17 protein-coding genes are annotated in these 14,344 nt (G+C 41.3%); 12 read left to right on the top strand and 5 right to left on the bottom strand.

The genetic code is table 11. The features are described 5' to 3' along the window. Position 1: 1 nt before the first annotated feature. Positions 2 to 544 carry a DUF1599 domain-containing protein gene (locus AC07UV_RS14950; RefSeq protein WP_259187495.1) on the bottom strand — a complete coding sequence of 181 codons (543 nt, stop codon included), beginning with the start codon at positions 542 to 544 and terminating at the stop codon, positions 2 to 4. A 230-nt stretch (positions 545 to 774) separates the two neighbouring features. Here AC07UV_RS14950 and AC07UV_RS14945 point away from each other — a divergent pair, with 230 nt between their 5' ends. From AC07UV_RS14945 to cysM, 4 genes are all read left to right on the top strand, one after another. Beyond that, positions 775 to 1,572, top strand: coding sequence for a HipA family kinase (locus AC07UV_RS14945; RefSeq protein WP_282252750.1), 798 nt, complete (start codon positions 775 to 777; stop codon positions 1,570 to 1,572). After that, positions 1,550 to 1,933 (top strand): DUF3037 domain-containing protein, encoded by a 384-nt coding sequence (locus AC07UV_RS14940; protein ID WP_120259515.1) that lies wholly within the window; start codon positions 1,550 to 1,552, stop codon positions 1,931 to 1,933. Before AC07UV_RS14945 ends, AC07UV_RS14940 begins: the two co-directional genes overlap by 23 nt. A 201-nt stretch (positions 1,934 to 2,134) precedes the next feature. Next, positions 2,135 to 2,944, top strand: coding sequence for a serine O-acetyltransferase (locus AC07UV_RS14935; protein ID WP_495184327.1), 810 nt, complete (start codon positions 2,135 to 2,137; stop codon positions 2,942 to 2,944). Between the two features lie 8 nt (positions 2,945 to 2,952). Then, the gene (cysM, locus tag AC07UV_RS14930; RefSeq protein ID WP_495184326.1) at positions 2,953 to 3,825 is read left to right on the top strand and encodes a cysteine synthase CysM; all 873 of its coding nucleotides are present in this window, start codon (positions 2,953 to 2,955) and stop codon (positions 3,823 to 3,825) included. 199 nt (positions 3,826 to 4,024) lie between these two features. Here cysM and AC07UV_RS14925 read toward each other — a convergent pair whose 3' ends face one another. After that, positions 4,025 to 4,384, bottom strand: a complete 360-nt coding sequence (locus tag AC07UV_RS14925; RefSeq protein ID WP_495184325.1) for a bleomycin resistance protein — start codon at positions 4,382 to 4,384, stop codon at positions 4,025 to 4,027. Positions 4,385 to 4,704: 320 nt separating this feature from the next. On the opposite strand from AC07UV_RS14925, the gene AC07UV_RS14920 reads away from it, so the two are divergent. Beyond that, positions 4,705 to 5,679 (top strand): YeiH family protein, encoded by a 975-nt coding sequence (locus AC07UV_RS14920; protein WP_495184324.1) that lies wholly within the window; start codon positions 4,705 to 4,707, stop codon positions 5,677 to 5,679. Positions 5,680 to 5,729: 50 nt separating this feature from the next. Here AC07UV_RS14920 and AC07UV_RS14915 read toward each other — a convergent pair whose 3' ends face one another. The 3 genes from AC07UV_RS14915 to AC07UV_RS14905 form a co-directional block, all read right to left on the bottom strand. Beyond that, complete coding sequence (locus tag AC07UV_RS14915) at positions 5,730 to 6,191, bottom strand: GNAT family N-acetyltransferase (protein ID WP_495184323.1); 462 nt, start codon at positions 6,189 to 6,191, stop codon at positions 5,730 to 5,732. Positions 6,192 to 6,239: 48 nt separating this feature from the next. Then, positions 6,240 to 6,698, bottom strand: a complete 459-nt coding sequence (locus AC07UV_RS14910) for a MaoC family dehydratase (protein WP_282252761.1) — start codon at positions 6,696 to 6,698, stop codon at positions 6,240 to 6,242. Positions 6,699 to 6,883: 185 nt separating this feature from the next. After that, positions 6,884 to 7,309: an SRPBCC family protein gene (locus tag AC07UV_RS14905; protein ID WP_282252762.1), complete on the bottom strand. Its 426-nt coding sequence runs from the start codon at positions 7,307 to 7,309 to the stop codon at positions 6,884 to 6,886. Positions 7,310 to 7,540: 231 nt separating this feature from the next. Between AC07UV_RS14905 and AC07UV_RS14900 the strand changes: the two genes are divergently transcribed. The 7 genes from AC07UV_RS14900 (at position 7,541) to AC07UV_RS14870 (ending at position 14,082) form a co-directional block, all read left to right on the top strand. Continuing rightward, entirely contained in the window at positions 7,541 to 8,347 is an 807-nt protein-coding gene (locus AC07UV_RS14900) for an alpha/beta hydrolase (protein ID WP_495184322.1), read from the top strand. Between the two features lie 203 nt (positions 8,348 to 8,550). Further along, the gene (locus AC07UV_RS14895) at positions 8,551 to 9,003 is read left to right on the top strand and encodes a hypothetical protein (RefSeq protein WP_495184321.1); all 453 of its coding nucleotides are present in this window, start codon (positions 8,551 to 8,553) and stop codon (positions 9,001 to 9,003) included. Between the two features lie 317 nt (positions 9,004 to 9,320). Continuing rightward, positions 9,321 to 10,214 (top strand): DUF3347 domain-containing protein, encoded by an 894-nt coding sequence (locus tag AC07UV_RS14890; protein WP_495184320.1) that lies wholly within the window; start codon positions 9,321 to 9,323, stop codon positions 10,212 to 10,214. A 12-nt stretch (positions 10,215 to 10,226) separates the two neighbouring features. Then, positions 10,227 to 10,658 (top strand): hypothetical protein, encoded by a 432-nt coding sequence (locus tag AC07UV_RS14885; protein ID WP_495184319.1) that lies wholly within the window; start codon positions 10,227 to 10,229, stop codon positions 10,656 to 10,658. Between the two features lie 11 nt (positions 10,659 to 10,669). Then, positions 10,670 to 11,326, top strand: coding sequence for a DUF3347 domain-containing protein (locus tag AC07UV_RS14880; RefSeq protein WP_495184318.1), 657 nt, complete (start codon positions 10,670 to 10,672; stop codon positions 11,324 to 11,326). Between the two features lie 4 nt (positions 11,327 to 11,330). Then, positions 11,331 to 11,795 carry a DUF2231 domain-containing protein gene (locus AC07UV_RS14875; protein ID WP_282252772.1) on the top strand — a complete coding sequence of 155 codons (465 nt, stop codon included), beginning with the start codon at positions 11,331 to 11,333 and terminating at the stop codon, positions 11,793 to 11,795. A gap of 10 nt (positions 11,796 to 11,805) precedes the next feature. Further along, entirely contained in the window at positions 11,806 to 14,082 is a 2,277-nt protein-coding gene (locus tag AC07UV_RS14870; RefSeq protein ID WP_495184317.1) for a multicopper oxidase family protein, read from the top strand. The last annotated feature ends 262 nt before the right edge of the window (positions 14,083 to 14,344 follow it).

Below are 14,344 nucleotides of genomic sequence, written 5' to 3'. Positions count from 1 at the left end.
ATTATTGTTGTGCTAGTCCTAATTTAATTAACGCAAAAACTGCGTAGTTGAGCATATCCTGGTAATTGGCGTGAATGCCTTCGGAAACAATGGTTTGGCCATCATTGTCCTCGATCTGTTTAACCCGATGAATTTTCATTAGGATCAAATCTGTCATTGAAGAAACACGCATATCACGCCAAGCCTCACCGTAATCATGATTTTTGGCCAGCATGAGGTCTCTGGTTTCCGTTACTTTTTCGGTATATTTTTGATTGACAAAGGTGGGATCAAGGTTTTCCTCCCCATCTTCACCCAGATCAATCTGGATCATAGCCATAATACAATAATTAATAATACCGATGTATTCGTCCACGACACCCTCTCCAACCTTGGATACTTTTTTGACCTCGAGCGTACGTATGCGTTGTGCCTTGATATAAATCTGATCGGTAATGGAAGACAGACGCATGATCCGCCATGCTGTGCCATAATCTTTTGTTTTTTTAATAAATAAATCTTGACAGTGCTTGATCACACTGTTATATTCCTGAATAGTATCCATATCGCTTTTGAAAAGAACTTGATTAAACAAGTCGAGATTATAGGACAAATATAATTAGAAAATAGTACTTCTGATGGTCAAATGAATGTACAATTTGCGTTATTTTGCTGAAATTTAAATAAATATTTGAGAATTTTCGGCCATTAAAGGTTTTAAAACTAACTTTATTTTAATTTGATATTATGCGCAGAGTTGATTGCCAACTTTGAACAGCAAGAAAATAGAAATTCATGAATTTTCAACAACCTATTATTCGCGAAGTAGAGATTACCCGATATGTTCAGCCATTTCGGGAAGGTGGATCTTTGCCGGCGCTAGTCGATGCTGATGATGGCTTTAGTTATGTCATCAAATTTAGAGGAGCAGGACAAGGGCGGAAGGCACTGATTGCTGAACTGATCGGTGGTGAGCTAGCCAGACTGTTAAAATTAAGAGTGCCTGAAATCGTCTTTGCACATCTGGATGAATCTTTTGGGCGCTCAGAACCAGATGAAGAAATACAAGATCTACTCAAATTTAGTGTGGGAAAAAACCTTGGGCTCCATTTTCTGAGTGGGGCTATTACTTTTGATGCCAATGTTGATGTGATCGGTGCGGAAGAGGCTTCGAAGATTGTGTGGCTGGATGCCTTGTTGATGAATGTTGACCGCACAGTCCGGAATACCAATATGTTGATCTGGCACAAAGAACTGTGGTTGATCGACCATGGCGCGTCCTTGTATTTTCACCACAGCTGGGACAATTGGGAAGAACAATCGGTCAAACCTTTTGTGCAGATTAAAGATCATGTATTGTTAAAAAATGCGACCATTGTCGAAAAAATAGATGCTGAATTTAGCCCTATTTTTACGGAGGAAGTTTTTCGTAAGATATTGGCCGTTGTGCCAGACGAATGGTTGGTTGATTCCGAACGTGAATTGTCAGCGGCGGATGCGAGAGAAGTGTACGTTTCATTCTTGAAACAACGTGTGGCGAGTTCGTCAATTTTTGTAAAACAGATAGAAGATGCCAGAAAGAACCTTATATGAATATGCTGTGGTACGACTGGTGCCGCGTGTAGAGCGTGAGGAATTTATCAATGTTGGTATTGCGCTCTACTGTCGTAAATATCGCTTTGCCAAGATGGTCTATGCCATTGACGAGCAAAAAGTGCGTGCGCTCTGTCCTAAAATTGAATTGGAACTAATCGAAAACCACTTGTCTTCCTTTCAACGGATCTGTAATGGCGATAAAGATGCCGGAAAACTAGCAGCACTGGATATCACGGAGCGTTTTCGTTGGCTTACAGCTAAACGGAGCACGGTCATCCAGTGTTCGGCTTCACATCCCGGACTCTGTGAAGATCCCGAAGCAACATTGCAAAATCTGTTTGAGCGCCTGGTGCTTTAGTAGACATTGTCAGGCCGCCAAACGGAACTTGTGCCAAAAAGATGAAAAATGCTTGTTGCAACGATGTCTTAGGTAATAAGTTTGGGGCGGGGCTGGAACTCAAATAGAAAGAAAAAAATGATTTAATCGTAGCCTTATTGGTAATAAGGCTTAATCTATCAATATTGTATAGTATATTTGTTTTAATATTTACTTTTGAAGATGCATGATTTTTATCAACATATCTATGAGCAGCAATTAGCTGTTTTAGAAATGCCTTCCAATAAGAAGATCTGCGGCTGGGCAACCAAAATTTTGGATGTGCTTTTTCCGGAGCGAAATTCTGGCGAAATGAAATCGGTAGAAGATGTAAAACTTGCTTTTGAACAATTTGAACTGGAGTTGGAACAGCTTCTGAGCAAGTCAAAAGCCTGTGGTCATTGCAATCATGCACAAGTGGCCCATCAGTTTTTTGAACGTATTCCGGCGCTCTACGAGTTGATGTGTTGGGATGCTGATGCGTTGATGGATGGAGATCCGGCTGCGCAGAATAAGCGTGAGGTTGTACGCACCTATCCCGGTTTTTTTGCGATCTGTATTTTCAGGATGGCAAATGAGCTTCACCGGCTAGGTGTGCCTCTGATTCCAAGGATATTGACTGAACATGCCCATTCCAAGACAGGTATTGATATTCATCCGGGGGCGACCATTGGTCATCATCTTCACATAGATCATGGTACAGGATTAGTCATCGGAGAGACTTGTACGATCGGTAATTACGTTAAACTCTATCAAGGTGTTACGTTGGGCGCCTTGAGTGTGGATAAGGTCTTTTCGAATGTCAAACGCCATCCAACGATCGAGGACCATGTCATCATCTATTCCGGAGCGACTATTTTGGGTGGTGAGACGCGTATAGGTCATCATTCGGTTATTGGTGGTAATGTTTGGCTGACGAGTTCGGTCGAACCTTATACTACAGTATACCACCAGGCGACTGCAAAATTTATAGATTCAAAACCAATCATATAGATACATTTATGGGAAATATTATAGATACCATAGGCAATACACCCCTGGTGGAGATCACCCAATTTCATGCGAATCCCAGGGTACGGATCTTTGCAAAGATGGAGGGGAATAATCCTGCCGGCTCAGTCAAAGATCGCGCGGCGTTAAATATGATACGCTCGGCGATGGAGCGTGGTGAAATTTCGAAGGAAAGCAAGCTTATTGAAGCGACAAGTGGCAATACAGGCATAGCCCTGGCAATGATTGCCGGAATATATGGTTTAAGTTTGGAACTGGTTATGCCCGCATCGTCTACCCGCGAGCGAACGTTGACCATGGAGGCTTATGGCGCGAAGGTTACGCTCTTAGAATCTATGGAAATATGTCGTGACTATGCAGAGGAGAAAGCGTTGAAAGAAGGCTATTATATCTTAAACCAATTTGCCAATCCGGATAACTATAAAGCCCATATCAAAACAACCGGGCCAGAAATATGGCGCGATACGCATGGGAAAATTACCCATTTTGTGAGTGCAATGGGGACGACGGGAACGATTATGGGGAATTCCATTTACCTTAAGGAGAAAAATCCAGAGATACAGATCGTCGGTTGTCAACCTACACCCGAGTCATCTATACCCGGAATCAGACGCTGGCCAGAAGCCTATCTGCCAAAGATATTTGATCCGAGCCGTGTGGATCGTGTGATTGATATTTCACAACAGGAAGCCACCGAATTGGCGCGCGAACTGGTGAAACGCGAAGGGGTATTTGCAGGTATGAGTACAGGCGGAGCATTTGCTGGCGCGCTGAAAATTGCCAGCGAAATTGAGGAAGGTATCATTGTCTTTATCGCATGCGATAGGGGCGACCGTTACTTAAGCTCAGACCTTTTTGGTTAGTCTAAGCCAAGTCAAATAGACTCGTAATATAAACTATAGAGCCTGTCTTTGTTATACTTGGTTTTAGTGTAACAAAGACAGGCTTTTTGTAATAAAGACTACCTTCTTTATTGCAATTTTCTTATCGAATCTGACTGACCTACGTCTATCAACACTCACTTTAGCGACAAGATCTGCTTTTACATACAAACTTTCGGTGCTATACCCCCTCTCCAAACGTCAACAGGTTATTGTCGGGATCCAGAATCGAAAACTCACGTTGTCCCCAGGGTTTGGTCTCCAGTTTACCATTGGGATGGATCGCAATATTGTTTTCTAAAAATGATTGATAAAGTTGTTCAATAGCATCGGTACGGATATAGACCATACCATAGTTTTCTTCAGGAGGTAAATCTTTAAATTCAAAAAAATGGATTTCAATCTGATCTTTTTTGACCATCAGGTAACCTTCGTAATCTTCGGTTCCACATAGAATAAAACCAAGATGACCGATGTAAAAGTCGCTTGTGATGACTTTATCACGCATGGGTAATTTGGGATGTATTGCAGTTAGTCTCATCGTTTATTTATTTTATTTGAATCTTATTGAAATATAGTGATTTATCCTTGTTCTTTATAACGCATATTCCTGTTGTTTTTCCAGTACGATACCCATACTTAAATGAGGATTGATCTTTATTCTTCATATTTGATCCACATATTCTTCAAGCAAATACCGCTGAAGCATTTGATCCGGATATCTATGCAATTTACAATTACAGGTTGAACTCTTCTGCAATAGTTTATTATGTATAATGTATGGTTATGACTTATTAGTTTTTGTAGTTTTATTGATAAATAAAAGTTATTCAATTTTGTACCAGATCAAAACACAAAATCATGTACAAAAAAGTGACTCCCATCATGCGATACAAGCATATACTCAACAAAAAGATTACTATTCGGGAAATCATCTTTATCCTCTTGCTTATTTTATGTCTGACACCAGTCGTATCAGCTCCTTTGGCGCTGCTGCTAGGGATTATTGTTGCCCAATGGATCGGGCACCCCTTTTTGGCTGTTAATCACAAAGCTACACAAATTCTTTTACAGCTTTCTGTTGTTGGTTTGGGATTCGGTATGCATATTGACTCCGCTATTCAGACAGGCAAAGACGGTTTTTTACTGACCGTTATTTCTATTATTGGGACATTGTCCCTGGGGTATATATTGGGAAAATTATTAAAACTAGAAAAATTGACAGCTTATCTCATCACCGTAGGAACGGCCATCTGCGGCGGGAGTGCAATTGCGGCGGTTTCGCCCACAGTCAAAGCCAATGAAAAGCAGATCAGTGTCGCTCTGGGTACCATTTTTGTCTTGAATGCGATAGCCTTGTTTGTATTCCCGGTTATCGGTCGTTTCCTGGATCTCTCACAGACACAATTTGGACTATGGTGTGCAGTTGCGATACAGGATACGAGTTCTGTGGTAGGTGCGGCAAGTAAATACGGCACAGAGGCCCTCCAGGTAGCAACGACTGTTAAATTAACGCGGGCGCTATGGATTATTCCTATTTCTTTGCTGAGTGCGCTTGCTTTTAATACCAAGGGAACACGGATTAAAATTCCTTATTTTATCGGATTATTTATACTGGCTATCATCTTGAATAGTTATGTTCCATTTTTCCAAGGGATAGGAACTTATGTAGTTCATATCTCCAAAGTTGGCCTTACATTGACGCTCTTTTTAATCGGAGCTAGTCTTTCAAGAGATGTGTTACTGTCGGTAGGTTATAAAGCGATTCTACAAGGGCTGTTATTGTGGTTGTGCCTTGCAATCCCTGTGTTACTCTATATTTATTTCTGTCTATAAAAAAACGTGCTGTATCAAATAGCAATAGTGGCCTACTGTTGCTAGGGGAGTTAGGGGTGATATTTCAGTAAAACCATATCTCTTAACAATTGACCGTTTTCATAGATAGGCTGTTCGTAATTGTCTATAAAAAAATTCGCACGGACACCATATTGAACAAATCCATTACGTTCATAAAATCGGATCTGATCTAAGCCACAATCCGCAGTGCCAACAATCAGATTGGGATATTGTACACGATAAGTCTCCTGGATATATTGTAATATTTCGCTCCCAAGTCCTTTGTTCTGATGTGAAGTAGCGACGGCAATATTTTTGATCTCCAGCGTCTCGCCGTCGATGGGATATAAGCAAAATACCGCAATGGGCTGTTGCTGTTCGTGGACAACAAAGACATTGGAATCAAAAAGGTACTTATTGATTGCGGCGACAGTCTCGTCGGCTAGAAGCAACAAATCATAAGGATAGTACTTATGATTTGTGATCTGTTTTATTTCGAATTCAGCTAACATGTAAATAGCCTTTTTGAAGTTGTTAAAATGAATCCTATTCAGATTGGTTTAATTGAAGTGGTATAAAAAGATAACATCCCCAACATAAGCAGGTTTGACACTATCCTTAATTTTTAAAGTCGCTTCAATGGTTACTTTGATCACTCCCCTGAGATTGGCAACCGATTTAACATGTGTATGTAATTGTACTTCATTATCGACCAGGACCGGTTGTGCAAAACGTAGATTTTCGATGCCATAATTGATTTCCATTTTGACATTCCTTACTTCCGCAATCTGCTTCCACAGATAAGGAATAAGGGATAAGGTCAGATAGCCATGTGCAATGGTCGATTTAAATGGACTCTCTGTTTTTGCTTTCTCGCTATCGAGATGGATCCACTGATGATCTAAGGTTGCATCGGCAAACAGGTTAATCTGTTTTTGGTCGATTGTATGCCATTGAGATTCGCCTAATGACTTTCCTTCAAAGGCTTTGTACTCTTCATAATTGTTAATTATTGTCATATGTTATGTCTTTATCGCTTTTTGTTGGAATTTGCTCCGTAGGTTACATACAGGAATATCAAATTTTGGCTAAAGATAACCATTGTCGTTAGCAATCCAAGTATGTCTGTTATAATATGTGTACTATTTTAACGGATTGTTTTCAGCTAAATATGCTGCAATTACCGCATTTAAAGGATGTGTCTCTATGATGAGGTACCATATGTCTTTTCTACATAAGCTTTGAAATTGTCTAGAATGGCTTGCCATCCCTGACGTTGCATCTCTACAGGGTTTTCGAATTCAGCATCAAAAATAACGGTAATCTCAGTCGTGGATTTTTTCGAGTTGAAATTTATGGTGACCTGACGGCCATCAGGCATAGTATAGGCTATTTTTTTGAAAGGTTCAAGTGCTGTATAGGTTCCTATAAAGTCAAAACCCATGGAGCCGTCTTTCGCCTCCATCCGATTTTTGAATTTTCCCCCAATACGTAAATCATTGATTGCACCTGTACAATGCCAGTCATCAGAAGCTTGATTCCATTGCATAATATCTTCTGCTGAGGTATATGCATTCCAGATGATCTCCACACGCACATCAATATGCGCTTGTATTTTTATCTGCTCCATATTACGTTAATAATTTTTTCTAAAGTAATTACAGTTTCCTTAATAATAACAGGAAAATTTATCTTTTGTTATGTCCCTTGTAAGATAATTATTCATATTCTCCTAAATAGATTATTAAGGGATGTCAGCTTGGTGGGTTGTTCTTGGGGAAAGACAATTTTGCGTTAAGAGGCTAGGAATTCGTGGGCTTTTTGTTAACTTTATGAATGTGAATACTTAAACCAATTTATTATGTCTCCGAAACTCCTCATTATATTCTTTTTATTGATTTCTTCGAACAGGATCCTTGCACAAAAATACCGCAATATAGCAGATATCAGTTATTGTAAAAATACCGATACCGATGCGTATAAAAAGGAACGATGCAAGCTGGATCTTTATATTCCGACCGACCGAAAAGATTTTTCCACGATTGTTTGGTTTCATGGTGGTGGATTGGAAGGGGGAAATAAATTTATTCCATTGGAGCTTAAAGAGAAAGGAGTGGCTGTGGTCGCGGTTAATTATCGGTTGAGCCCTAAGGAGGAAGCACCGGGTTATATTGACGATGCCGCAGAAGCTGTTGCCTGGGCATTCTCCCATATTGCTTCCTATGGTGGCGATCCGACAAAAATCTATGTGTCAGGGCACTCCGCTGGGGGGTATCTCGCTTTAATGGTGGGACTGGATAGCAGCTATCTACACAAATACGGTGTCGATGCGAATCGGATAAAAGGCCTGGCGCCCATCAGTGGTCAGACCAATACACATTACACCATTAAAAAGGAACGGGGACAGTCCATGGTCATCCCACAAATCGATCGCTATGCGCCAATAACCTTTGCTCGGAAGGATGCGCCACCTATTGTATTGATCACAGGTGATGCGCGATTGGAGCTGCCCGCGCGATATGAAGAGAATGCGCATCTTGCAGCAATATTAAAGCAGGTTGGTCATGCAAAAACCTCTTTATACCAATTACAGGGCTTTGATCACGGGGCCGTCTATGCACCAGGCTGCTTGCTGCTGCTTAACTGGATCAAGGAATTGGAAAAATGAAACTAGACCTTTACAAAAATAGAGCAATAGCGTTAAGGCATGAACTGACTGAATTCCCAGTCAAAAATTTTATAAAATAAAGTGAAAATATTACAACAACGGTTTGGGAAATAGTAACGATCTTTATCCCGTTATATATACATACAGGAGTGTTTCCTGTAAATTAAGGTATCATAGCGTAAACAATATAAATTGCAATCCGTATGTGGGCAAAAGTCAACATCTTGTTGGTCATCTGTATTTTGGGGCTATTTTTAGCACCAAGTCTGGGTTTTGCCTGCCATTTAGCACCCGAAAAACCGAAGCAGGAGGAGAAATCCTGTTGTACGGAAAAAGGTGCAGATGTAAAGGATAGCGATCAAGATCCAAAGCATACTGACAAAGCGCAAGATGTGAGGGATACCGATACGAAAGATTGCTGTAAAGATAAAAAGCAGGATTCAGGAACTTCAAGTGATCACGGCGATGACTGTGGTAAACACTGTGCCGAAAAATCATGTCGTACTTCTATGCAATGTAATCCGATGATCTCTTTTTCTGAAGTAGATCTTATTTTGCCATCAGATACAGATCATCTCAAATTGTATACGTTGTACAAGCAAACTTTTTGCTCGGATGCTTATTTTTCGATCTGGCAGCCTCCCAAAATAGCCTAATCATCGATGGTAGCCCATGCTACGTCTTTTTGGATCGCCATCGGCGTTCAAAAACCCTTTTAATGCGTGAAATGAAAACACCCATTGGATAACATGATCTAGTGATGGTCTACAGTTTTTAGTGATGAATAGCTGGCTGCTGACGAAGTTTTTATTATCATTTATTTAAAATTTATTCGTTATAAAATAAGCTTATTTGAAAAGTATAAATACGAATCAAATTTTAGGGGGATATCCTATAGTTATTAAAATATAAACCGAGTGTAACGGGTTCATTGAGAGCAATGAAAACAAACACTATCAATAAATATTTATAGATGAAATCCATTTCAATAATTGGCTTAGTAACCCTAGTATTACTGACCAATAGCACTATACAGGCACAGATCAAAAATGCGAAAACAGCAACTGTAAAAGTTTTCGGAAATACCCCTGCGGCAAAAACTGTCATCGAGCAGGAAGGCAGGGCCGGAAAGACCGCCCAAGTAGACTGGAATCAGGAAACTAAAATCGCGACGATCACTTATGATGCTTCAAAAACAAGCGAAGATGAGGTTTTAAAACGTATTGCCTTAGCAGGATTTGACAGTGAGAAGTTTCTGGCACCTGACGATGCTTATGCCAAATTGCCCAAAGCAGATCAATACACAAGAACATTAAAACCTGTTTCAAAATCGCAGACTGCAACAACTATAGAACATGGGGGACAACTTCAGTCAGGGCAAACAAACCATTCAGCTCATCAAAATACTACAGCTGCTGTTGCGGTAACCGGAAAAGTTACACAATTGACAAATGTGGTCGATCAATACTTTGCTTTAAAAGATGCGCTGGTCAAGACAGATGCCCAGGCAGCAGCGACCAAGGCCGCTGCATTGCAGGAAGCGATCAAGGCCGTGGATATGAATAAGCTTGTATCCGCTGAACATACTGTCTGGATGAAGGTGATGAACAATTTGATTGCTGATGCTGCAACCATTGCGAAGAGTAAGGATGTGACCAAACAACGTGTGGCATTTGCCTCGCTTTCGACGAAGCTTTATGAACTGGTCAAAGTGGGGTCTTTCGGAAGTCCTGTCTACTATCAACATTGTCCGATGTTTAACGAGGGGAAAGGTGCAAATTGGTTGAGCAAGGAAAAGGCCGTTAAAAATCCATTCTACGGATCGCAAATGATTACTTGTGGAAGTACAGTTGAAACGCTTAATTAAATAGCAAGCCCAATGAAATATTTAGTTGCTATTATAGCGGTGTTTGTCCTCATATTGACGGCATGCACCAATCCACAAAGCAATTCAAAAGCAGCGCTTACGAGTTCAGAAAGGGATACAACGAGGTGTGTGGCGGCTGCTGCAAAGCAGTACAAAAAAGGAGATCTCGTACCTACTGAAGAGGTATGTATGGTCAACGATGCTTTTATGGCCAAGAAACAACTGCTGGTCAAACATGAGGGCAAGGCTTATTATGGCTGCTGTGAAATGTGTAAGGAACGAATCCCTAAAGAAGCCGCTGTTCGTGTTGCTATTGATCCCTGGTCCAAGAAAGAGGTTGATAAGGCCAATGCAGCTATTGCCATAACGGGTGATCAGGGTGAGGTTTCTTATTTTGAAAACGAAGAAAATTATCGGAAATACGTCGAAAATATAAACCAATAAATAGACTTAAAATGAAAAGAATGATACTGATTGTAGTTGCAGCAATGACACTTGCTGCTTGCAACAACTCAAAATCGAATCATACACATGCCGCAGATACGGCGAAGGAAGCAGAGGAGACGGGGGCTGCTATAGATAAAGCGAAAGAGGATACAGCTGGGATAGCAGATACAACAGCAAAAGCCGAGGTTACTGAAACTGCTGCTAAGACAAAGGCCGATGCTCCAGTCGCAAAAGACAGGTCTCTTGATGAGGTCTACAGTGCTTACTTTGAATTAAAAGATGCGCTGGCGAGAGATAATGGACAGACGGCGCAGCAGGCTGCAAAAAAGATGGAGGCTGTGGTTGCGAAGATCGATGCCGCCAAGCTGGAGACCGCTACTGCTGCTGCCTGGAAACAGTATCAACGGAAATTGGCCTTTGATACAGAACATATCGCGGGGATTGATGAAAATGGACATCAACGTGAGCACTTCGTGACGCTATCCAAAAATATGTACGCATTGCTAAAAGTAGTGCGGCCGGATGCTCCGATCTATTACCAGCATTGCCCGATGTATAATGAGGGTAAAGGTGCGCATTGGTTGAGCAAACAAAAGGCAATCGACAATCCTTATCTGGGTAAATCAATGCCTACCTGTGGATCTACTGTAGAGACTATTCAATAGAGTGATGGAAAAGTTGTTTGAAGGATTTCCCAACTTGCATCCTTTGGTGGTTCATTTCCCTATAGTGCTGCTGCTTTTAGCCTTGCTCAGTCAGGTGGTGGCTGTATGCTATAGTCGATATCGGCTGGAGCTAAATATCTTGACTTTTATTCTGTTGTTTTTGGGAACAATAGGGGCTTTTGCAGCAATTCAGACAGCATCCCATATTTCGGGGGATGCCGATGAAGAAGTCTTTGCCGTTTTTGATATCCACCAACGTTATGCCTGGATCAGCTTCTGGCTGGCGGGGATAACCACCGTTGTACGTTTGGTAGCACTGCGATGGAGTAAAGTCATCTGGACAAACTATTTGATCGTGGTTTTGTTGATAAGTTTGTCTGTGACACTATTTATCACAGGACACCATGGCGCACGGCTGGTCTATCAGTATGGTGTGGGACCTAAAAATAATGGAGTTTTAATGAAGTAATCGCATGAAAATGAGTAATAAGAGAAATATATTAATAATTGTTTTACTATTGATGACCCAGGCCGCTGTATTTGCACAGAAGGTGGTGCGTCACGAACTGTATGTTCGGGATACCATTGTGAATTATGCAGGCAAAGCAAAACGGGCCATTTCCGTAAATGGGCAGATTCCTATGCCGACGTTGACATTTACCGAAGGAGATACAGCGGAAATTGTGGTTCACAATGAACTGAAAGAAAGTACATCACTGCACTGGCATGGTATCTTTCTTCCGAACAAAGAGGATGGTGTACCGCATCTGACGCAGGAGCCGATTAAGCCGAACTCGACTTATACCTATCGTTTCCCAATTATTCAACATGGAACTCACTGGTATCATTCGCACTCAGGCTTGCAGGAACAGATCGGTATGTACGGCAGCCTTATTTTGAACAAACGTGCGGATGATAAGACTTTTCGCAAAGGAATAGATGATTTACCTACCATTCCGTTAATCATAAGTGAATGGACAAATTATAATCCGGATAATATCCAGCGGATGTTACATACGGGAAATGACTGGGCCGCCATTAAAAAAGGGGCTACCCAATCTTATGCGGAGGCGATCAAAGAGGGCAAGTTTGGAACGAAAATCACCAATGAATGGAAGCGTCAGCTCGCCATGGATGTCAGTGATGTGTATTACGACAAGATACTGTTGAACGGTGCTCATTCTACGGATTTAAAAGAGGTGGATGGGAAAAAATTGAAAGCGGGAGATAAGGTACGTTTACGGATTTCCAATGGTGGTGCTTCATCTTATTTTTGGCTACGCTATGCGGGTGGGAAAATTACCGTGGTTGCTAATGACGGTAATGATGTGCTACCTGTGGAAGTGGATAGGCTGATGATCGCTGTATCGGAGACCTACGATGTGGTCGTGACGATTCCGAATGAAGGAACAGCCTACGAGTTTATGGCGACAACGGAGGATCGGACGCAATCGGCAAGTTATTTTGTTGGTAATGGCATCAAGCAATTGATTTCTCCACTCCCTCGTCTCAAATATTTTGAGGGAATGAAGATGATGAATGACATGATGAAGATGGACGGTAATCTGAATGATATGGGCATGAATATGAGCCTGAATCAGATGGATATGAATGTCGTCATGTATTCTGAAATCACCGGAGATGGAAAGAAAAAGGAAGATCGCAGCAAGCATAGTGGTATGGATAACGGGAAGATGAAGGCCGATGAGGATCCAAACCGTTACAATGCGAATGCACTGGGTGATATCGTCACATTGAATTATGCGATGCTGGAATCTCCCCATGGGACTGAATTGCCGAAGAACGCTCCTGTGCGGGATCTTAAATTTACCCTTACAGGAAATATGAGCCGCTATGTGTGGAGCATGGATAATAAAATTCTTTCGGAGACCGATAAGATTCCGGTGAAGAAAGGGGAAGTGCTACGGATTACTATCTACAACAACTCAATGATGCGCCACCCGATTCATTTACATGGCTTTGACTTTAGACTGCTGAATGGCAAAGGAGCAAAGGCTCCATTGAAAAATGTGGTCGATATCATGCCAATGGAAACAGATACCATTGAGTTTTTGGCAAATGAAGAAGGTGATTGGTTTTTTCATTGCCATATTTTATACCATATGATGGCCGGAATGAACCGGGTGTTTGCTGTGGATGACTATAAAAATCCATATCTACCCGATAAAGCCAAAGCATATAAGGAGCTGCAACATGAAAGCAATATGACACATTTTATGGCGCAGAATGATTTTGCGACCAACGGAAATGATGGCCAGGCGATGTTCCAGAATGCACGCTGGCAACTGGGATCGGAATGGCGATTGGGGTACAACGACATGCATGGTTACGAGGTGGAGACACACTTGGGACGATTTTTCGGAAAGATGCAGTGGTTTATGCCTTTTGTAGGTTTTGATTACCGTTACCGCCGAATGGGCGACGATGAACATGAAAAGAATATCTTCGGTCAGGCAAATAAAAAAGATAGCCGCAAAGCGGTGAGTCTGGGTTTTATGTATACGCTACCGATGCTGGTGAATTTTCAGGCCGAAGTGTATCATGACGGTATTGTCCGATTGCAAATGATGCGGGAGGATATCCCGATTTCACGAAGAATACGTGGCGATTTTATGGTCAACTCGGATCTTGAGTATATGGCCGGACTGAATTATATCATCACGAAGAATATGGCCTTCAGAACACATTACGATAGTGATATGGGATTTGGTGTGGGACTATCGTTGAATTATTAACGAAAGGAATTTCTTAATGCGGTGTGGACATAATCTCACCCATGGATTTTATTTTTCTCTGTTACTGGTTAATAAGGGGCAGGTTGGGACTATTTCCTTAAATAATATAGATCTGATTGTTAAATTATTCGGATTTTACCCGGACTTTATACGCTTTTATCCGAATGAGATCCGGGTAATGTCCCTATTAGTTCGCTATTAATATACTTGTTGATATGAATTTGTAGGCCCTTTGTTTTCTGGAAATCCCATGTTTTTAAGC

The organism is Sphingobacterium sp. GW821-FHT03E03 (genome assembly GCF_059420745.1).
This window is presented reverse-complemented; position numbering and strand designations above follow the sequence as displayed.

Bases quoted from the DNA above. Each gene is read 5' to 3' on its own strand.
- AC07UV_RS14950 (WP_259187495.1), bottom strand. From the start codon at position 544: ATGGATACTATTCAGGAATATAACAGTGTGATCAAGCACTGTCAAGAT.
- AC07UV_RS14945 (WP_282252750.1), top strand. From the start codon at position 775: ATGAATTTTCAACAACCTATTATTCGCGAAGTAGAGATTACCCGATAT.
- AC07UV_RS14940 (WP_120259515.1), top strand. From the start codon at position 1,550: ATGCCAGAAAGAACCTTATATGAATATGCTGTGGTACGACTGGTGCCG.
- AC07UV_RS14935 (WP_495184327.1), top strand. From the start codon at position 2,135: ATGCATGATTTTTATCAACATATCTATGAGCAGCAATTAGCTGTTTTA.
- cysM (WP_495184326.1), top strand. From the start codon at position 2,953: ATGGGAAATATTATAGATACCATAGGCAATACACCCCTGGTGGAGATC.
- AC07UV_RS14925 (WP_495184325.1), bottom strand. From the start codon at position 4,384: ATGAGACTAACTGCAATACATCCCAAATTACCCATGCGTGATAAAGTC.
- AC07UV_RS14920 (WP_495184324.1), top strand. From the start codon at position 4,705: ATGTACAAAAAAGTGACTCCCATCATGCGATACAAGCATATACTCAAC.
- AC07UV_RS14915 (WP_495184323.1), bottom strand. From the start codon at position 6,191: ATGTTAGCTGAATTCGAAATAAAACAGATCACAAATCATAAGTACTAT.
- AC07UV_RS14910 (WP_282252761.1), bottom strand. From the start codon at position 6,698: ATGACAATAATTAACAATTATGAAGAGTACAAAGCCTTTGAAGGAAAG.
- AC07UV_RS14905 (WP_282252762.1), bottom strand. From the start codon at position 7,309: ATGGAGCAGATAAAAATACAAGCGCATATTGATGTGCGTGTGGAGATC.
- AC07UV_RS14900 (WP_495184322.1), top strand. From the start codon at position 7,541: ATGTCTCCGAAACTCCTCATTATATTCTTTTTATTGATTTCTTCGAAC.
- AC07UV_RS14895 (WP_495184321.1), top strand. From the start codon at position 8,551: ATGTGGGCAAAAGTCAACATCTTGTTGGTCATCTGTATTTTGGGGCTA.
- AC07UV_RS14890 (WP_495184320.1), top strand. From the start codon at position 9,321: ATGAAATCCATTTCAATAATTGGCTTAGTAACCCTAGTATTACTGACC.
- AC07UV_RS14885 (WP_495184319.1), top strand. From the start codon at position 10,227: ATGAAATATTTAGTTGCTATTATAGCGGTGTTTGTCCTCATATTGACG.
- AC07UV_RS14880 (WP_495184318.1), top strand. From the start codon at position 10,670: ATGAAAAGAATGATACTGATTGTAGTTGCAGCAATGACACTTGCTGCT.
- AC07UV_RS14875 (WP_282252772.1), top strand. From the start codon at position 11,331: ATGGAAAAGTTGTTTGAAGGATTTCCCAACTTGCATCCTTTGGTGGTT.
- AC07UV_RS14870 (WP_495184317.1), top strand. From the start codon at position 11,806: ATGAGTAATAAGAGAAATATATTAATAATTGTTTTACTATTGATGACC.